General features: G+C 45.1%; 11 protein-coding genes and 3 pseudogenes. 1 reads left to right on the forward strand and 13 read right to left on the reverse strand.

Annotated elements, in window-relative coordinates:
• Positions 1–12: 12 nt before the first annotated feature.
• A complete protein-coding gene (locus DMB88_RS17245) occupies positions 13–627 on the reverse strand; it encodes a TetR/AcrR family transcriptional regulator (protein ID WP_128104484.1) in 615 nt (204 codons plus the stop codon).
• 277 nt (positions 628–904) lie between these two features.
• Between DMB88_RS17245 and DMB88_RS17250 the strand changes: the two genes are divergently transcribed.
• Entirely contained in the window at positions 905–2,344 is a 1,440-nt protein-coding gene (locus DMB88_RS17250) for a DHA2 family efflux MFS transporter permease subunit (protein WP_128104485.1), read from the forward strand.
• A 169-nt stretch (positions 2,345–2,513) separates the two neighbouring features.
• On the opposite strand, the gene DMB88_RS17255 is transcribed toward DMB88_RS17250, so the two are convergent.
• The 12 genes and pseudogenes from DMB88_RS17255 to DMB88_RS17310 all read right to left on the reverse strand — a co-directional run bounded on the left by DMB88_RS17255 (position 2,514) and on the right by DMB88_RS17310 (position 20,335).
• Positions 2,514–3,374 carry a phosphotransferase family protein gene (locus DMB88_RS17255; RefSeq protein WP_128102353.1) on the reverse strand — a complete coding sequence of 287 codons (861 nt, stop codon included), beginning with the start codon at positions 3,372–3,374 and terminating at the stop codon, positions 2,514–2,516.
• A gap of 22 nt (positions 3,375–3,396) precedes the next feature.
• Complete coding sequence (locus tag DMB88_RS17260; protein ID WP_128102354.1) at positions 3,397–3,891, reverse strand: TetR/AcrR family transcriptional regulator; 495 nt, start codon at positions 3,889–3,891, stop codon at positions 3,397–3,399.
• Positions 3,892–4,162: 271 nt separating this feature from the next.
• The gene (locus DMB88_RS17265) at positions 4,163–5,290 is read right to left on the reverse strand and encodes a DUF4303 domain-containing protein (RefSeq protein WP_164848719.1); all 1,128 of its coding nucleotides are present in this window, start codon (positions 5,288–5,290) and stop codon (positions 4,163–4,165) included.
• Between the two features lie 154 nt (positions 5,291–5,444).
• Positions 5,445–5,906, reverse strand: coding sequence for a hypothetical protein (locus DMB88_RS17270; RefSeq protein WP_128102356.1), 462 nt, complete (start codon positions 5,904–5,906; stop codon positions 5,445–5,447).
• On the reverse strand, positions 5,903–7,933 hold the full coding sequence (locus DMB88_RS17275; RefSeq protein WP_128102357.1) for a S9 family peptidase: 2,031 nt from the start codon (positions 7,931–7,933) through the stop codon (positions 5,903–5,905). Before DMB88_RS17275 ends, DMB88_RS17270 begins: the two co-directional genes overlap by 4 nt.
• Before the next feature lie 26 nt (positions 7,934–7,959).
• The gene (locus tag DMB88_RS17280; RefSeq protein ID WP_128102358.1) at positions 7,960–8,892 is read right to left on the reverse strand and encodes an ABC transporter permease; all 933 of its coding nucleotides are present in this window, start codon (positions 8,890–8,892) and stop codon (positions 7,960–7,962) included.
• A 16-nt stretch (positions 8,893–8,908) separates the two neighbouring features.
• Positions 8,909–9,826 (reverse strand): ABC transporter permease, encoded by a 918-nt coding sequence (locus DMB88_RS17285; protein WP_128102359.1) that lies wholly within the window; start codon positions 9,824–9,826, stop codon positions 8,909–8,911.
• A 149-nt stretch (positions 9,827–9,975) separates the two neighbouring features.
• Complete coding sequence (locus DMB88_RS17290) at positions 9,976–11,544, reverse strand: ABC transporter substrate-binding protein (protein WP_128102360.1); 1,569 nt, start codon at positions 11,542–11,544, stop codon at positions 9,976–9,978.
• Positions 11,541–12,748 (reverse strand): annotated as a pseudogene (locus DMB88_RS17295) (M20 family metallopeptidase). Before DMB88_RS17295 ends, DMB88_RS17290 begins: the two are co-directional and overlap by 4 nt.
• Complete coding sequence (locus DMB88_RS17300) at positions 12,748–13,494, reverse strand: FadR/GntR family transcriptional regulator (protein ID WP_128102361.1); 747 nt, start codon at positions 13,492–13,494, stop codon at positions 12,748–12,750. The pseudogene DMB88_RS17295 and the gene DMB88_RS17300 overlap by 1 nt, the downstream one beginning before the upstream one ends.
• Positions 13,495–13,612: 118 nt before the next feature.
• A pseudogene (locus tag DMB88_RS17305) lies at positions 13,613–14,854 on the reverse strand (PLP-dependent aspartate aminotransferase family protein).
• 304 nt (positions 14,855–15,158) lie between these two features.
• Positions 15,159–20,335: pseudogene (locus tag DMB88_RS17310) on the reverse strand (S8 family serine peptidase).
• Positions 20,336–20,535 lie beyond the last annotated feature (200 nt).

Below are 20,535 nucleotides of genomic sequence, written 5' to 3' on the forward strand. Positions count from 1 at the left end.
CACTCATTATAACTATATTAAATCCTTGTAGCTATGCGAACGAATTAGCGAGAATTGCTTCGCTAGAAAATGTGGCGAATAAGGCATGTCTGAACGAAGCCACGCGACAATTGTACCGATTAATGCTGATGACCCATACCAGATAGCAATTTCCTTATGAATGCCTACATTAGCAAGCGGGCTATGGCTTTCCATTTTTTTAATTTTGGCGGTAACCAGTTTGCTTAACAATTTCAATAACCCTTCAGTAAATATCGGTGTTCGCTTGGAAGCAAGCACCACTTTATAAAATTTGGAATTGTCAGCAAAATGCTCAAGCAATTTGACAAGCACCGGCCAGGGTTCATCCTCATTGGCTTCATTCTCAAATAAAGCACCATGCTCTTGAACAATCCCTTCAATCTGTTCAATCATCTCGTCGGCCATCTTCTCCATCATATCTGTAATATCACGGTAATGCAGATAAAAGGTTACCCGGTTAATGGTTGCTCGTTCGGCTATCCGATTAACGGATAACTTCTCAATATCCATCTCTTGCAGCAAATCAACAAAGGCATCACGAATGAGCTGTCTCGTTCTCAGAATACGAGGATCTGTAGGCGTAGACGACTTTTTGTCTTGTCTCATCATTATCATCTCCTTCAATTTTTTAACATTACAATTTTAAATAATGAGTCGTTTATGTTCGAAATACACAACATATATGGGAATTATGTAAAATAAGCAACGGTTATGCCCCAAATCGTAAATTGTAATCTGTGTGAATATGTATATAATTCAATAAATACAATGTAAACTATACAACACATTGTAAATTTAGTCGATGTGCTGATTGAAAGGATTGAATAGTTTGAGTCAGATTAGAGAAAAAGATGGCGTGCGAAAGGGCCCTATACTGTTCGTAATGATTCTGGGAGCATTTCTTGCTACCTTGAATCAGACAGTCATGAGTGTAGCTGTACCTGAGCTGATGGGTGATTTTAATATCACTGCTGCTACAGCTCAATGGTTAACAACAGGTTATATGTTGGTGAATGGTGTACTCATCCCAATTACAGCCTACTTTATGCAGCGATTTTCCACGAGGCAGTTATTCCAAGCATCCATGCTTATATTCCTGTTAGGTACTATTGTATCGGCTATTGCGACTAACTTTGGTACATTGTTAACTGGACGGATGATACAAGCTGCAGGTGCCGGTATTATTATGCCACTGTTGATGAATGTTATCTTAACACTATTCCCACCTGATAAACGAGGCGCGGCGATGGGAATGGTCGGGTTCGCAATTATATTTGCTCCAGCAATTGGCCCTACGCTCGCTGGTTATATTCTAGAGAACTATACATGGGAAACGATGTTCTATGGCATGATCCCATTGACTTTAATTGTTATTGTCTGTGGATTCATATACCTCAAGAATGTATCAGAACGAGTCGAAACTAAGCTCGATATGCTCAGTGTTATTTTATCCACAATTGGATTCGGTGCATTGCTGTATGGATTCAGCCGAGCAGGAAGTGCAGGTTGGTCCAGCGTAGAAGTTATTACTTTCATCATCGTAGGCATTATTTCACTTGCTCTCTTCACATGGAGACAGCTCAGCTCGGCAGCTCCACTGCTTGATCTTCGCGCATTTAAATATAATATGTTCTCGCTAACCACGATCATCAGTATCGCAATTACAATGGTCATGTACGCGGACATGATGCTGCTTCCGCTCTATCTGCAAAATGCGCGTGGGTACACTGCACTGGAGTCTGGATTGCTGTTACTTCCCGGAGCGCTTGTAATGGGTTTCCTCATGCCAGTAACGGGTAAATTGTTCGACCGCTTTGGTGCTAAATGGCTGGCAATCATCGGTATGATCATAACCATCGTAACTACGATTGGATTTATTGATTTGTCGGATTCAACAAGCTACACTTACTTGTTATTGATGTCCACTGGACGCCGGATTGGAATGGCGTTGCTGCTCATGCCGATTCAAACCGCTGGTTTGAATCAACTGCCTGCCAAACTTGGGGCACATGGTACAGCGATCTCCAACACCGTAAGACAGGTAGCCGGTGCTGTTGGTACATCCGTGCTCGTAAGTGTCATGACAAGCCGCACTGCAACTCATCTGCAAGATACGATAGCTACAGGTGCAGCACAAGGTGTGACTCAGCAACAGTTAATGACACAATCCATGATTCAAGGGATCAATGACGCATATGTAGTCATTATTGGTATCTCTGTCATCGGACTGTTATTATCCTTCTTCATCAAACGAACCAAACCGGCTACAGAAGAAGAAACTCAACGTGCCGTAGGTAAGAAAGTTTCTGTGAATCCTAACTAATTGATATTTAGGTGATTGTTTCACATCCATGCATCTATGATAACCACAACATTAATAGTAATCACATAGAAAAAGCGACGGGAAGAATGTCATATGCATTCACCTGTCGCTTCTTTTCTTTTTTCATCTAATTTACGTAGCAGGAGTCCTGATCACTGGCGTGCACCTATTATAAAGGAGTGGAATGAAGTCTTCTTCTGATCTCTTGCACAAGCAGACCCTTCTCTTCTTCCGATATACCGTCAGCAGCCAGCTTCCGAGCAGCAACCACTACGAACCATGGCTCAATGTCCGTGTCACGAATACCTGACAACTTTCCATAATGCTCGATAAACATACGAATGCTCTCTTCACGTGTTGCTTCTAACGCTTCTTGAGCTTGTTGCGGGACATTGACAGGCAAAATGGCATACTGAATCATGAGGATATACTCGGCTAGATCAGCTTCAGGATTCCCAACAGAAGCATTGTTCCAATCGATCATAATCGCATCGTTCTCACGAAGAATGATGTTCCCGGGATTCGGGTCTCCATGACATAGCTGTTGTTTGGTCGGAATTTGATCCATAAGCTCAATAACTCGCGCCTTCTCAGCTTCAGACAAATATTGTGCTCGCTGAATATCATGCTTGATATTGTCTCTTTGACTGGGCATGTTCGGTACAGCATGTGAATGTATCTGATATAACATTTGTGCCGTTACTCTGGCGTGAAGATAGTCCTCTGAAACATGAAGCAATTGTTTATGTCTTGCACGCTCCTGCGTGGTGTCAACGAATCTCTTCATAATTGAGTCACCGTACACACGCTCAAATACAATTCCCCATCTCTCCTCAACTTCTTGCATATCAAAAGGCTGAGGGACAGCCAAACCACATGCCCAAGCAATGTAACTATGATGTAATTCTGCCTGTAATGCTTCAATAATCGTGTTAGGTTTAGCCAATTTGATGATTTTGCTCTCACCTTCCCAAGCATACACCTCTGCACAACCGCCTTCACCAAGCTTAACACCGAGTTTTGAGTTCATAGCGCGCGCTCCTTTACCCGAATTAACGCATAAGTCCTTCTTTTACACTTAACAGTTTATACATCTCTTCCAACATCCTCGTTGCTTCGTCAAGATCTAGCTCAGAAATGTTCGTATTAATCATGGTACTAATGCCTAACCAATAAGTCATAATTTTGAGGTACATTGAACGTGCTCGGGTCTCTTCAATCACTTGCAAGCGATCATCAATCTGAAGAAAGGCAACATATATTTCCTCATTCAGTCGATCTGTATGGTTACTCAAGTAAACCGCACGGTAATCGGACAGGTACAAAGCTCTGAACAAATGCTTCTCTTGGTGTGAGAATATTAAGCACCCGAGGATCAAATTCATGGCGGGACTATTCTGTTCATTCTTGTATGTTTTCATCGTACCAATTGCAAAGTTTATTGCTCGGTCGAACAGTTCTTCTTTTAACTCATCCATATTGCCGTATGCACTATAAATCGGTTGTGTGGAACAATGCAGCCTACGTGCAATATTTCTAGCTGTCAAAACATCAAGTCCTGCTCACGCACCATCTCGAATGCAGCATCCAGCACCTTATCCTTGGTAATCTCAACCTTTGGCGGCATAGTAGCAGCTCAACCCCGATCTTGTTAATGATAAATAATATTCGTTAAATAACACATGTTATATTACGTATGTTATATGGATTTTATTGGAATGTCAACTCACATTCTCCATTGATTATTTCTTTCATTAAAACAAAAAAAGGAACTCAGATCTCTACTCCAGAAATCGAGCTCCTTTTATTATATTTCGATTATTTCAGCAATGGTTCGTTTGTGATAAGAGACCAGAGTGGTGAAGCATAAGCATTGTCCAAAGCTTTATTGTTTTGGATTATGGCAGCTAATTCTCTGCACTTCTCCTTCTGAGCTTCTGTCAGACTATCTGAAAAGTAGAGACATTCAATATAATAATCAATTTCATAGTACTCTTCAGATTCCAGCTCTTTTTTCCCCACGAGACCTTCAAGACGCTTTAAGCTCTCTTGTGCTAGTGGATTTCCAAACCGCTCCAATTGTTTAAATATTTCGTACTCTGATTTGCAGAGTGAATATGGAAATGTGCTTGCATACGAGTCGTGAACAGCCTCCATCCAATAATCCAAACTTTCACTAACATTTAGCTTTTGATAGGATTCTAATTGCTCAAGATAAGACTGGTCACTCTCTCTGATATCAGGAAAAACCTCATAGAAGATTGCAGAATCTATAGTCTTGCGCATTGTGACACTATAGTCAAGAAGATCGTTGCCTGTCGCTACGTATGCTATAAACTGATCTGTTTTGTTTAATACGTTAAACGCGTCCTCAGCAATAAGTTGCTGAATTGCATTTACGGCGAGCAAGTTGAAGCCAGCCTTAATAATTCCTATTTCAAATGCAACAATTGGAGCGCCTTCTATAGCGTCTGGTCTCTTGAACTCACTCAAATCACCAGAAGCTCGATCTCCAATGAGTTCAAATTGTTTGATAACCTCTCCGTATTCCCCCATGTGAGTATCCCAATATTGAAAACTGAAATCTCCTGGATTATATTTTAATGCGTTAATTTCTGTAGGTTCCGTGTATTCGTATTCTTCTAGAGTTTTTAAAAACGAACTATTGGTGTTCATGTATATGTAAAAACTATATTGCTCATCTGCGTACAAATTAAATGCATACACTTGCTCGTTTTCAGATCTTTGTGAAAATGTATTTAATATACACTTGCAACCTTCAACTAGAGCGTGTGTGAAATCTGTTGCTGTGACAATAGCTACGTCCGCAGGTACGGAAGTATCATAACTAATTTGGTTTCCTTCATGTAAAATAAAGTAGCCTTCCTTCCTTAATGGTATTCTTCCATCCAAAATCCTACCAAGCTCCGAGTAATAGGTATTCAACGTTATTTCCTCCTACGTCAACTAAATTTCTCCCATTTCATATGATCCAAAATATCCAATCATCAGATTAATGTATCTTCTTTTACAATTTAATACAATGCTTATTTCTTAATAATCAACAAAAAAAAGAGCCGCGATATCGTGGCTCTTAACATTACTGATATTTTAATTGAATACTTACCATAATTGGTGAAGTAGATTGCTCTGATTGCCCATCTTTCTCTTCGAGAACAACATCCCATTGTCGGCTGATCATTGAACGAAGTAATTCAAGTTCTTGTTTATGAAGTTGAACCTGATGTAATGACAGATTCTCCTGAACATAATCTCGTTCTACCTTTTGATCAAAGCGAAAATCTAGCAGCCTCTTCAGCCCATTAATATGCAAAAACTTGAATTCATACCCTAGGCGGATCGCCGTCTCCCAATCTTCTCCGACTTCAGCAGCCGTCTGTAATCTCTCATCCAAATTCATTGTCGGTTCCTTCATTTTTGGCAGTAACTGTGCGTAATCTCTCTGCCGTAAGCATTGGATGATATCATCAGGGGATTCACCGCTTGTGAGTACATTTTCAACTAATAGTCCCACTGGAATAGAGAGCTGTATTGAACTCATGCTTCTTCCCCTGCCTCTTGTAGATATTGATTAAACCAGCGATTCACCTGTTCGAAGCTGTCTACACGAAGTGAAGGTTTACCGATTTTCAGTAGAGAGTGGTTGGAACCTGGATATCGGATCAGCTTGGTCGTTTTGTCATACCGCTTGAGCGTTGTATAGAGTTCTTCGGCTTGTGCGATCGGTGTTCGATAGTCCTGCTCTCCGTGCATAATCAATAGAGGTGTCTCGATCTGATGTGCATATGCAAGTGGTGAGCGTGACCACAACCATTCTGCGTTATGTGCCGGATTGCCTCCAATCACACCCTCGACATAAGAAATGCCGATATCACTTGTTCCATACATGGACAACCAATTAGAGATACAACGCTGAGTTACGGCTGCCTTGAATCGATGGTTATGAGCAACAATCCAGTTCGTCATGACGCCACCGTAGCTACCGCCACCCACGCCAAGCCGCAATTCATCCAATTCGTCATACGTCGCGAGTGCGTAATCTACAGCTTCCATCAGGTCACGGTAATCCCCACCGGCAAAATCACCACGGCAAGCTCTAGCGAACGCCTGACCATATCCCATACTTCCACGCGGATTCACCCACAACACCGCATATCCTTGTGCCGCTAGCGATTGTATCTCATGACTGAATGTGCCGGTGTACATCGCATGAGGTCCACCATGAATCTGTAGAATCATTGGTAATTTCGTTGGCACATTTGAATCACGCTTCTCTGGTCGGATGATCCAGCCCTGAATTGGCCATCCATCTGACGAGGTAAACTCAATACGTTCTGGACGTTGTACTTCTAATTCGGACATCATCTCATCGTTGCGATAGGTAAGTCTGTACGTTTGCCCATCGTCATCTATGGACACACAATACAACTCGCCAGGACGATCTTCAGTCAACGCAGCATAAATGAGTGTCTTCCCGTCGGGCGACAACGTATATTGATAAACATCCTTTTCGCCTGCTCCAGTTATGGATTGGCACTCTCCATCTCCACTGATGCGATATACGTTAACACTGCCACTATCTGTACCTAGGACATACATCGCGTTACCGACAGTGTCATTCTGTTCAAAAAGTGGTGCCGGAGAAGCAGCAGCTGACTTCATATCTCCTAATGCCGCGTTGCCAAATTGTACATCAAGCTGTAAAGAGATCGACTTCACAGCACCTCCACTGGCTGACACCTCGTATAACCTATTGTGGCTACCACTGCCGTATTCACGGTCACTTGCGATCAATACAAGCCGCTGCCCATCAGGTGTATATGAAAATTGGCTGATCAATAGATCAGATGTGGTCACTTTATAGGGAACACGATCTGCAATCCGAATTGTAAATACATCGGTAAAATACAATAGATCCGGATCGAGGTCGCTATCGTCTACCTGTTTGGACATATAAGACAACGACTGACTATCCGGAGACCAGACAGGTGAAGACACACTCCACTCTCCAGATGTAAGTTGTGTTACTGTACCTGAAGCAAGCTCATAGATAAATAAATGACTATAAAGCCCGTCCCACCAACCCGAACCTTCCGCCTTTGGTGTTGTCCGTTCAAATACACGTCCTCGTATAGGAGCCGGTTCACCTTTATTTTCCCCAGCCGATTCTTCTTGATTACGAAGCGCTTTGCTTGTAAAAGCAATGAAACGTCCATCAGGAGACCAGACATAACCCAATATTTTGTGATCAGCGGAGAGCAGCGCAGCGGGTTGTTCATCACCTGGTATAAGAACCCACAGCCCTTTACCGCCGCCGTCGCCAGCACGAAGAAATGCAAGCTTCGTACCGTCTGGCGACCAAGAGGGAGCCGAGTCTTTGACACCGTCTGTGAGCGCAACGTCTTGGCTGCCATCTAACCCAATTCCTCGAATTTGGGTGTTATATTCATTTTTCAACCGATCAATGGTTTGTTCCACATAAGCTACCTGCCCACTCTGATTGACAACTGGCTGACTAATCCAGCGATAACGATATAAATCCTCAGGAATAATAGGTCGTTGATTCATCTCGGGTGTCTCCTCCTCAAGCCATTTTATTTTTGTGTAGTATCTGTACGTGGATCAAGAACGTCACGCAGCCAATCCCCTAAGAAAATGACACCAAGTACGGTAAACGTAATGGCAAGACCAGGAAACGTAGCTACCCACCAGCTTGTCGCCACATACTGTCTACCATCACTTAACATTCCGCCCCACGATACATCGGGTGGCTTAATGCCAAGACCAAGGAAACTGAGTGAAGCTTCCATAATAATCGTTGTTCCGACATTCATACCCGAGATAACAATAAAGGAAGATAAAATGTTGGGTACAATGTGTCTAATGATTAAACGTGCGTTCTTCGCACCAATAGATCTCGCAGCTTGAACATAATCGCGCTCCTTGATACTGAGAACCTCACTCCGAACAACGCGTGTATAAGATACCCAGTTCGTTACCCCGATTACGAAAATCAACGTTGTGATCCCTGGCCCTACAATCGCCATAACGACAAGCATAAATAGAATCGTCGGGATCGCCATGAAAGCATCTCCCACCCGCATGATGATGGCATCGATCCATTTACCGTAGAATCCGGATAGTAGCCCTAAAATTGCACCAATAATTCCCGATACAATGACTGCCCCCATACCTACAATTAACGAGACTCTTGCACCATACACGATACGACTCCACATGTCCCTGCCCAGATTGTCAGTACCTAGCCAATATTCAGAGCTTCCTCCCTCTAACCACGCAGGTGGTTTGAGACGATTCAGCGGATTAACCGCAGCAGGATCATGGCTTGCGAGCAGAGGTGCACATATGGCTGTCAATACAACCAGCAAGACGAGCACTGCTCCAAACATCCCTGTTTTACTAATGATCAGTTGTTTCCAGATGTAGCGAAATCCTGTTGGAGTTCTTAGACCAGGCTCACGCTCCGGCTCTGAACCCGGAACTTGCAATTCATTGCTTCCTGTCATCAGGTTGCACCTCCCTCTAGTCGTATTTGATTCGCGGATCAAGCAGTCGGTAGACTACATCCGTCAAGATATTGGTAATGACCACAATGAACGCAATCACAAATACCGCCGCTTGGACAATCGCCATATCATGTGTATTCACAGCAACCACTAACAACTGACCAAGTCCTGGCCAGGAGAATACCGTTTCTGTAATCAAGGTGCCACCAATCAAACTCGTAAATTGCAAACTCATGATCGTCACCACAGGAATCAATCCGTTGCGGAATGCGTGCTTTCCAATGACAACCATACGACCAAGTCCCTTACTTCGAGCGGTACGAATATAGTCTTGGCTCAAAATATCCAACATGCTGGATCGAATCAGACGTGTCATCTGAGCCGCTAAACCGACACCTAGCGTGAATGCAGGTAAGATTAAATGGGATAATCCACCTCGACCAGATACGGGCAGCACTCCCCACATGACGGAGAAGAGTAGAATAAGCATGATGCCCATCCAGAAGTTCGGCATGGCTTTACCTATAACCGAGATACCTGAAATGATTAGATCCGTGAATGTGTTCCGTTTGACTGCTGAAGCCACACCTAATGGAATCGCCATAATTACTGCAAAAAACATTGCGGCTACAGCGAGTTCAAAACTGGCAGGTAAACGCTCTAAGACAAGCTGTAATGCCGGCTCATTGTAACGAAAAGACTGACCAAAGTCTCCCTGCAATGCGCTGCCTAAGAATTTGATGTACTGAGTGTATAAGGGCTGATCGAGTCCAAGTGCTTGTGTCAGCACAGCCCGATCCTCAGCAGTGGCTGTCTCTGGAAGCATTAGTGCAACAGGATCGCCGGTAACCCTGACCAAGATGAATACGATCAGTGAAACAATGAATAACACCGGAATAACTTGAAGTAAAGATTTAAGTACATACTTCCCCATTCTTCGTTCACCTCCATAACCATTAATCATAGCCACAACTTCACTTACAAAATCGTACTTTAGCGTTAATAAAAGAACGGCAGGAACATGGTATCCAGTCCCTGCCGTTCACGGCTTATCCTTGCGATGACAGACTGTTCTGTCCGATGTTATTTTGCAGCAGGAGTGATCTCGTCAGCATAGAACATTTCGTCACTACGAGGCGCAAAATTCACGTTTGCATTCGTTCCGTAGACACCTTCCATCTGGTAGAGGTATACCGCCGGACGTTCTTCTGCAAAAATTTGCTGTACTTGTTGATACTCTTTCTCACGTGCCTCTGGATCCATATTCACCAATGCGGATTGAAGCAACTTCTCAACTTCCGGATTGTTGTAATCCGATTCGCCCTTGGCTTCTTCTGCCATGTAACGGTTGTAGTTATTTGAAGCGTCAAATAGAGAGTTACCGATACCAATCATGAAGATTTCTTTGAATGACTTGGAGCTATAGCGTTCGCTGAACGCACTTGGCTCAAGTACATCAAGGTTAATTTTGAATCCAGCCTGTTCGAGCATTGCAGATACAACCTCAGCCTGTTCCTTGTATTGGGAGGACACTGAGATGGTCATTTCTGCTTCACCTTCAGCGTAACCTGCATCGCTTAACAACTGCTTCGCCTTTTCTAGGTCATAGAGCGAAGTTTTGTAAAGTGAAGGATCAGCACCGAAGTTACCTGGAGTTACGGATGTGCGCGTTACGATCCCTGCGCCTCCAGCAATACTGTCTACAATGCCTTGTTTATCAATCGCAAGATCAATGGCTTCACGAACCTTAGGATCAGCCGTGATGCTGCCTTCCGTTTGACGGAAGATCAACTGAAGTACACGTTGGATGGGTGCCTTCACGATTTTTTTGTCTGCTTCACCTTCAATACGAGCGATATCTGTAGATGGGATCGATGCAGCAACATCGACTCCGCCTGCAAGCAATTCAGATACACGTGTGGACGCTTCTGGAATTACGCGGAACACAACTTCATTCCATTTTGGCTCTCCATCAAAGTAATTCTCATTTTTCACGAGTTCAACACGATCATCTTTGTTCCATTTGCTGAACTTGTAAGGCCCTGTTCCTACCGGTTGCTTCAAGAATGCATCGATTCCGTTTTCTTCAATGTATTTAGCTGGGAGAATACCTGCGCCCATCTTGGACAGACGGTTCAAGAGCAACGGATCTGGTCCGTCAGTAATGATATCAGCAGTGTGTTCGTCCACTACCTTCACTTCAACGATGTTTTTGAAATAACTGTTTTGCTTCAATGCGCTATCTTTCGCTACACGCTCCAGCGTGTATTTTACATCGTCTGCTGTGAATGGATCTCCGTTATGGAAAGTAACGCCTTCACGCAGATTGAATCTCCACGTTGTATCATTGACTTGCTCCCAAGAAGTAGCAAGCCCAGGAACTTTTTTCTGCTCACTGTCGTTCTTGATCAAGTAATCAAACACGTTAACCAATACAGCTTCACTTGACGTGTTGTTGTTATTGTGTGGATCGAAGCTTTCAATATCAGTCGCTGCCGCAATCGTAAGCGTTGTGCTTGGTGCAGTGTCACCGCTCGCTTCACTTGATGTGGAATTCGTATCGGAATCCGTTGCTTTACTGCCGCAAGCGCTGAGCACCAATACTACAGCCAGTAGTGTAATCAACATGCTTGTCCATTGTCGTTTTCTCATTTTGCACGCTCCCCCTGAGTTGTGTTCTTATTCAAAAATTCTAAAGCAATTGTTGAAAGCATGGCTACACCATACGGCATCACGTTCTCATCCAGGTCGAACATCGGATGATGGAGTGCATAACGAGTTCGCTCTTCTTCATTCCCTGAACCTAGTCGGAAAAATACACCCGGAATTTGTTCACAGTAGAATGCAAAATCCTCGCCACCTGTGGAAGGTGGAATGCTGCTCCAGCCTTTGGCCCAATCGAGTCCGTCAACCGTTTCCCCAAGGAAATCCACCATACCCAAATCGTTAACTACAACCGGATAACCATCTCCATAAATCACTTCATGGCCTGCTCCAAACGAGCTGCATACACCGCTAACCACCTGTTCGATCAGTGCAGGCATACGTTCACGTAATGCGGGAGATAGTGTTCTCACAGTTCCGATCATCTCAACCTCATCTGCAATGGCTGTTCCCATATAGCCACCTGTAATTTTGCCAATGGTTACCACTACAGGTTCTAGCGGATCTACCATACGACTCGCGAGATTCTGCAAGGCGGTGATCACTTGAGCGGATACGGCAATCGCGTCAATACCTTCATGTGGTCTAGCAGCATGTCCGCCTTTGCCTAGAATACGAATGACCAAACGATCCGCGGAAGCAAATGCAACTCCTCTGCTCACACCAACCGTTCCAGTATCCTGACCTGGAGTCACATGAAGTCCTGCGATTGCATCAACCTTCGGATTCTCCAGCACACCATCCTGAATCATCGCGCGTGCGCCAGCAAGTCCCTCTTCAGCAGGCTGAAACACAAATTTGATGTTGCCCGATTTGGGACGACCCAGTCGGGTCAGAAGTTCAGCCGCTCCCATCAAAATGGTTGTATGAGCATCATGACCACACAAATGAGCTTTGCCTTCGATCTGTGAGCTGTACTCTACTGTTTTCTGATCCTGAATCGGTAATGCATCCATATCCGCTCGAAGTGCAAAGGTTGGTCCATCAGTCTCCCCCGTAGCAGACCAACTACTCCGGTCTTCCCAACATGGCGCGTCACTTCAAGTCCTAGACTCTCTAAGTGCGTAGCTACGATCTCCGATGTGCGATGCTCCTCGTAACCAATCTCCGGATGGCGATGAAAATCTCTCCGCCAATCTACCAAACGAGGCTGAAGTTCTTGTGCAAGCTGATATAAATCCTTTTGTTGCATTATTGCTCATTCCCTTCTTGTTGTTCCGGTGAAACCAGCCGAGAGTAAATAGCATCCGCAGAGAAAGCAATATGCTTTTTCATCGTATCGCGTGATCTAGCAGGATCATGAGCTTTCAAAGCCTCCAAAATCTCTGTATGTACACCCTGATTAAGAGAGCGAACTTGTTCGTTGTAGGGCATGAGATCCAGTGCTGGATTGATCTTGGTTCGAATCTGTCTTACCGCTGACTCCAGATAAGGGTTCCCCGATGCTTTTGCGATGGTCAGATGGAACTTAACGTCAAGTGCCCTGAACCATTCTCGCGAGCAATCCGGTTGCACGCTCTGCTCAATATAGCTTTCAAGCAACTGCAGCTCGCCTGCGGTGATCCGCTCAGCAGCCAGAAAAGCACCCTCTGGCTCAACAATCGTGCGATATTCGAACACATGTAACATTTGATCCCAGTCCCGCATAATCTCTTCCTTGGTTCGCTTATGTGCATTGGCCGTAATTGGAAGGATGAACGTACCTCCCTTGGCTCCCACACGCTTCTCGATTAAGCCTTTGGCTTCCAGAGCAGACAGCGCTTCACGTACTGTAATTCGGCTGGCATTGAAAATTTCAGCTAACTCTCTTTCGGAAGGGAGCTGATCCTCACTCAACATTTCCTTGAGTATTATGGCTTCCTCCAACTGCTCCCTAATAAATTCACTAACCTTTATTGCGGAAACTTTCTCAAATTGGAAAGTCTGTTGGTTAAGCATATTCACCCTCCGATTGATCTATTGTCTAAACCTTATACCATTAAACTTATACTCTTAATATAATTCCGAGTAAACAGATATGCAATCATTTTTTTTCGAAATTCACCACATATATTTCTTAATCGACAATTCCGTTCACGTATTCGTTCACTTTTGGCGACTCCATCTGTTCTATCTGCCCTCCAATGACAGCTAGAGCCTGTTGAAGATCAGCAATGATATCCTGAACGTCCTCCAGTCCAATAGACAAGCGGATTAAACCATCCGTAATTCCAAACTGCAGTCTTTCCTCTGGGGAATGGAGAAATGTGTCATCGTTGCAGGGTGCTGCACCAATGTCTCAGGATCACCAAGGCTGAAGGAAATTAAAATGAGCTTCAGTTGATTCATAAATGCCTTTGCCGCCTCAAGCCCTCCCATGACCTCAAACGAAACAACCCACCCATGTCATCCATCTGTTGCTTCGCCAATTCATGCTGAGGATGAGACGTGAGCCCTGGATAATGCAAGGCTTGAACATGCGGATGTGCAGCTAGAAATTCTGCAACCTTACGTGCATTTTCGCAATGCGCACGTACACGAAGACCAAGCGTTTTCAATCCTCTTAGAATGAGAAATGATTCCCATGCGTTTAAATTTTGACCGAGGTCACCCGCTATTCTTTTACGGATAAATTCAATAACTTTGCTAGAAGCGACGACAACACCTGCGACGACATCTCCATGACCGTTCAGATACTTGGTTGCACTATGCACAACAACATCAGCCCCAAGTTCAAGCGGACGCTGAAGATATGGTGTCATAAATGTATTATCTACAATGAGTGGAATGCCTCGGGAATTAGCAATCTTGGCAATCTGCTTCAGATCCAGAATCGTTAACAACGGGTTAGATGGTGTCTCTACATAAATGGCTTTAGTATTCTCTTGAATGGACAGCTCCAAAGCCTCAAGGTTCGTACAGTCCACGAAGTCATGGCTAATACCAAAGCGAGCGCCCATCTGAGTGACAAAGTTATATGTGCCCCATAAATATCTTTCGTTACAACGACATGATCACCATGTTGCAAAAAAGCCAACAACGCGGATGAGATCGCTGCCATCCCACTGCTTAAAGCAATCGCGTCCTCTCCACTTTCCAACTCCGCAATTTTTAACTCCAACGTGCGAGTGGTTGGATTACCATATCTTCCATAGAACGTACCTTCCACTTGTCCCGATACAACGGCTGCGGCAGCATCAGCATTCGGGAACGCATATGCAACAGCGGGAACGATTGGTTGAGAGACCGCGCCTGTACACTCATCCGGTTGATGGCCTACGTGAACCACCTTCGTATCAAACTTCCATGCATCCTTCATATACTCTCTCCATTCTGTTATAGCGTTTCTATGAATCAAACCTATAAGGTATAAACCTTAAACCATTTATTTGTTTCAATATATACTTCGCCGTTTATAGCGTCAACAACATTAATGCTAGAGGATCAATACAAACAAAGAAAAGTCTCCAGCACAGCTATTGGAGGAGTGCACCATCGTAAAATTCAACTGCATGTTATTCATGGAACATATACACTCAAATGCAAAAGAAAAAGCCCCGCCCCTTCTTATTCGAAAGGGTTGGGGGCTGGTAATTGCGTTTACACTTTGAACTCAATCGGTATTATGTGGTAGGTTCAGCACCGCTTTCAGCTTCTGATGGCAATTCTGCATCGTCTGCCAGTACATCAGGAATTTCGGAAGGTGACTCGGCAACGTTAGGTGCAGAAACGTACAAACGTCCAGCTGCTTCAATCTCTGTTTCATTGCCTGCAGCATCACGAACTTTGATCACAATAACGCCACCCTCCAGAACCAATGATTCAGGTGTTGTATAGGTTCCTGTATAATGTCCCGGGGAGCTTTCTGTCAATGGAATTCCCGCTCTTGCTTGTAGATCGAGTGGCAATTCAATTCGGAACGAAGCCTGCAAATTCGGTACACTTTCAAACGAAACAGTGACGCTCTCGCCAGAGGTAATACGAACATCTTCAGCCGGCGTTACATTCGTTATTTCAGGCAGTGCAGTCTCTACATGTACGATTCGAGTAATCGTGGTTGTGTTTCCTGCAAGATCTTTGGCTGTAATGGTAATCGTGTTCTTGCCTTCATTCACAAGTACCCGGTGACTGAAGCTTCGATCTTGGCCAACTGCGATTTTCTGTCCATTCACAGTCACCGTATCCAGGAATTGCTCCTGTACATTGCCTGTGACATGAACGACTTCAGCGTTTGTACGACTACCCTCTTCAGGTGTAAGGATGTTTAATACTGGCGCTGTCTTGTCCAGGATCACGACAACTGGAAGAGAGCGATCGGTTGCTTTTCCGTTCACGATCACCTCTGCCGTGAGTGCGTTCACACCTGGCTGAAGGTTCACTTCGAGCGTGAATTTACCATTGACAACCTGAGCCGTACCTACAGCTTTTCCACCATTGTAGATGCGAGCCTCTGCTCCAGAAGCTGGGGAAGTGCCGTTCACGGTGATTTTCGTTTTATTCGTATATGTTCCTTTCACGGAAGTCGTGATAACCGGTGCATTGACTGGATATTTAACGACAGCACGGATCATATAATTGCCTTCTTCGGCAGGAGCTGTCGTCCAGTTACCATTCACTCGCTGCCAACTGCGACCTGCATTTGCTCCCGTCTCGTCAGTTGCCAGTCCAGGCGCTCGGGTGCCTTCGGTTGTCTGAACATACACGATGTAGAAGTCTCCTTCTACCACCACGGATTCAGGGAAATCAACGGTTGTCCACTGATCATTGCGTAGTGCTGTTCCATCAAAAGGTCCTGCAAGCAAGCGGCCAGGTGCACCAGCAGCACCGCTCGCATCATATACAGCGTATTGGAATGATGTTCCACCTGGCTGAGGCCATTCCGTATTCCAGAATCGGAAGGATGCCCCGTAAGTTGAGCCGTAGCCAAGTCTGGTGTCATGCGCACAGCCCAAGCATTATTGGCTGCTACAAAAGCTCTCGCATTTTCGGCTGTTCCATCATCATAAGCAATTTCCCCAGGGAATCCGATAAACGGCTTCAGCGTAACATTGGATTGCACTGTCCCATTGCCAGGCACGGTTACGTTCACCTTTTTACTGTAATAATCCGTTGCAACTATGGACAGCGTATAGGTTCCCTCTAATACTTCAAGTACAAAACTACCGTCTGTACCCGTACGAATTGCCCCTACCTGAGCGTCTTCGAGCACGAGAACCGTTGCTCCAGCAATCGGTTTACCTGTGCGTTCGTCTGTCACAATCCCTTTCACTTGCCCATGAGGTATCGCTTCCAGATTGAAGTTAGCTTTTGCGCCTCCACCATCTGTAATGGTGACTCGTTCAGTGCGTGGATAATATCCATACGCCTCTGCCTTCAAGGTGTATTCACCTGCGACGTGGGTGAAGCTGTATCTGCCAGTCGCCGAATCTGTTTTCACAGAACGTCCTGTCTCCAGCACGGTAACCGTAGCACTCGCAGGCAAGCTTTGTGGTGAAACGGAACCGTCTTGCGGCTGTTCTTGTTTAGGCGCTTCTTGCTTCGTTTTATTAAATTCATATTTATCCGTACGTGTGACCTTATACCAAGGATTGTCGTAAACTGGTTTTGGCTTGTCTCCGCTGAGCACAACCGCATGGTCATCCGTTAACGTAGTGGTTGCAGTACCTAGAATACGAAAATCATCAATGTACCAGCCTTGCTTCACAACACTATTGTCCGAGGTTAAACGGAATCGGAATTGAGCTTCATGGCCGGTGAAGGCATTCAGATCATAAAATACCGGCGTCCATTGCTTTCCAATCGTATTGTGTGAAAATTTGCCCAGCTCAGTCCAGGTTGCACCACCATCTATTGTTGCTTCCACGTAACCGTAGTCGTATCCACCCTCAATTTCATACCAGTGGTTAAATGTCAGCGTCGCTTCAGGAAGCTCTGTCAGGTCAACAACGGGAGATACGAGAGAATAATTTGAACCATTCTCATACGTACTATCCAGATCGGTTGCCCAAACATTCGGTGCAGATACAGCACTTGCAGGTCCGTTAACCGGGACTCCACGTTCCCACTCATCCTTCGTTCCCGCATGTGTCCATCCGTTATCTGAATCACCGTCGAACGACTCGCTATAGATATCTTCAGGCACTTCGACAGTCACGGATACTTCATTGGATTTATCACTTTCGTTCCCACTGTAATCCAGTGCCGCAACGGTGTAATAATACGTTGTATCGGTTACGGTGGCGGTGTCTATAAATGTTGTTGCCGTTGTATCGCCGATGGCCTCGTAATCTGCACCAGAGCTTGATGAACGATAGACCACATAAGATTTCAGATCTTCATCCTCCGGCCCTGTCCAAGACAAGGTTACATTGCCTAAAATATCTTTCGTTGCTGCCAAAGCACTAGGTGCTTCAGGAGCAATATCATCTGGTGCTTGGACGGAGAAGTCATCGATGTACCATCCTGCTTTTTGAATCGAATTATCACTGGTCAGATTAAATTTGATAAATACCTGCTGTCCTGCATATGCTCTTAAATCCACGAACTGCGTTTTCCAATCTCCCCAGCTCCCGAGAAGCTGAGTATCTCTTCAAAAGCAAAATCACGATCTTCTGTTGCGATGTATACTTTGCCAAAATCGATATTATTCTCTAGATCGTACCAATGCTTGAAGGATAGAATCGCCCCTTCTGGACTTTCGGTCAGATCAATAGGCGGTGCGAGCAAATAAGCATTACTATTCGCTGCATAAGTACCTTCCAGATTAGTTGCAATTAGCTTATCGCCCGAGTATGCACCTTTGGGACCGCTGGTTGGTGCCCCCATGCCCACGTATTGCCAGGCCCTCCGGAAGTGAATCCAAGATCATTTTCCTCGAAATCCTGAATATATCCCGGTTGAACGCCATTCGACACAGTGACGTCATACACTTTACTGTCGAAACCGTTATTGCCATAATCGTTAACTCGAATATAATATTCTAACCCAGGTGACTCCACTAAAAATGAAGGTATCGTTGCGGAATATGTGCCGTCCTTGCTGTCTCCCGTAATTCGTTGCATCGGCAAATATACATAAGTATCAGTGCCCTTCGTTCTGGCAAAAGCCTCAACTGACAACACCGCCACATTATCAGTAACGTGAGCAGTAAGCGGAACATCGATCCCTGAGAAAGCGGAGTTGACTGGTGTATGTTCTAATACAGGTTCCTCCAGATCATCTCCAGCCGTAACGACTCTACCAGAGACTGTACCAATACCCTCAACGACAGAACCTACCGCATCCAGAGCATTAATGATCCCATGCCCATAGCCGTTATTTGGTGAGGTTGGATAGCGTTGATCCGTTGCTGGTGTCGCCGTATCCATAATAATCTGCTCCAGCTGATCTACGTTTAGTGAATGATTGGCTTGCAGCAGCAGAGCTGCAAGTGCTGTCGTATGTGGTCCAGCCATGGACGTACCGTCCCAGCCGCCCTCATACCCCCGCCAGGAACGGCGGAACGAATGTTAACACCAGGTGCAGCCACATCAGGCTTAATTTCATTATAAGGAGACGGACCTAGAAGGGAGAACGAGCCCAGATTACCATTGATGTCTGTTGCCCCAGTCGCAAAGCTCTCTGGATAGTTAGCTGGGTTCGCCACTGAACCAGGACCACCCGGATTCGTTAAGGTGACGTTACCAGCAGAGAACTCAGGGAAGATCTGAGCATCACGCCAAGCTTGTACCATTGGACGGAACCACTCGTCTAGTCCTGGGCCACCGCCCCATGAATTATTCACCACATCCGGCGCAAGCTCCGGATGAAGATTGCCCTCAGCATCGACAGGCGCAAGCAACCATTGTCCGCCGTCTAATATGATGGCATCTGTTGTGCTTGGATTGAAAATACGGACTCCAATCCATTTGGCACCCGGAGCAACACCAATCTGATTGGAACCATCTGCTTCTGCACCAACCATCGTACCCATCGTGTGCGTTCCATGACCGTCGCCATCGGCAGGAAGGGATGCACGGCTGTGTGGGTCATACCAACTAAGCTCTGGGTTCACAACATTGCCTGAACCATCGATACCTCTCCACTGGTTACGAAGTGCTGGATGGGTGTAATCAACGCCACTGTCCAAGTTCGCAACAACTATACCTGTCCCGTCAATCCCCTTTTCCCAGACTGCTGGTGCATTGATATAATCGATATTCCATTCTACATTTTCGGTTGATGCTGCGGCTTTCGCGGCTTCTTCCGCCTGTTCTTTATTGATTTCTACTTTCTGGAGGAAACGCTCCTCGTTCGGCAGGATTTTATCCACTTCTGAATGAAGGGCAATCTGCTCCATGACGTCCTTGGTACTCGTGACTACAAGGGAGTTAACGATAAAATAGCTTTTGTATTCTTTTACTTTACCTCGCTCAAGCTCTTCTTCTAATAAACGTTCCAGATTATATTGTGTGCGTGAAGCGGTCTCCCGCAAAGAACCCACTACAGACGTTCTAACCGATAGCTTCGTTGCCGAAGCGGTCATCTTCTGAATGGTGGCTTGCTCCATCGCCTGTTGAGAGACCTTCGTCGTATCAACCTGCTCTTTCATTTTGACTAAATAAGTAACATAATCCTTGCTCTCAAACTGTGTGTTCAGCTTCGCATTAACTTTGGACGTCGTCACCTTAGCTGCGCCAGACTTCATATCAATCTTCTGTGATGAGGTGTTGTCAGCCGAAACCGGTTGAACGATCGATAGTGCAAGGAGAAGCGATAACCCTAATGAGAGGGGCTTACGTAACCGATTTACTTTTATCAAACTTTTCCACTCCCTTTACCCGGTTTTTGAAATCTAGCGAAGTATGTAGCTCATCGCCGTGTCATGAAACGGTACAACGGTTTGAATGAAACTCCATTAATGAAATATCATGAAGCCTATAGGACTACGCTAAGCCTCACCTCCCTAACAGGCAAACTTCTATAGTGATTGGATTAGATTAGATTAGATTGCATTTGTTA

Source organism: Paenibacillus sp. DCT19, from assembly GCF_003268635.1.
Taxonomy (GTDB): Bacteria; Bacillota; Bacilli; order Paenibacillales; family Paenibacillaceae; genus Paenibacillus.

Coding starts and splice junctions, on each gene's coding strand:
- DMB88_RS17245 (WP_128104484.1), bottom strand. CDS start 627: ATGAGACAAGACAAAAAGTCGTCTACGCCTACAGATCCTCGTATTCTG.
- DMB88_RS17250 (WP_128104485.1), top strand. CDS start 905: ATGATTCTGGGAGCATTTCTTGCTACCTTGAATCAGACAGTCATGAGT.
- DMB88_RS17255 (WP_128102353.1), bottom strand. CDS start 3,374: ATGAACTCAAAACTCGGTGTTAAGCTTGGTGAAGGCGGTTGTGCAGAG.
- DMB88_RS17270 (WP_128102356.1), bottom strand. CDS start 5,906: ATGAGTTCAATACAGCTCTCTATTCCAGTGGGACTATTAGTTGAAAAT.
- DMB88_RS17275 (WP_128102357.1), bottom strand. CDS start 7,933: ATGAATCAACGACCTATTATTCCTGAGGATTTATATCGTTATCGCTGG.
- DMB88_RS17280 (WP_128102358.1), bottom strand. CDS start 8,892: ATGACAGGAAGCAATGAATTGCAAGTTCCGGGTTCAGAGCCGGAGCGT.
- DMB88_RS17285 (WP_128102359.1), bottom strand. CDS start 9,826: ATGGGGAAGTATGTACTTAAATCTTTACTTCAAGTTATTCCGGTGTTA.
- DMB88_RS17290 (WP_128102360.1), bottom strand. CDS start 11,544: ATGAGAAAACGACAATGGACAAGCATGTTGATTACACTACTGGCTGTA.
- DMB88_RS17300 (WP_128102361.1), bottom strand. CDS start 13,494: ATGCTTAACCAACAGACTTTCCAATTTGAGAAAGTTTCCGCAATAAAG.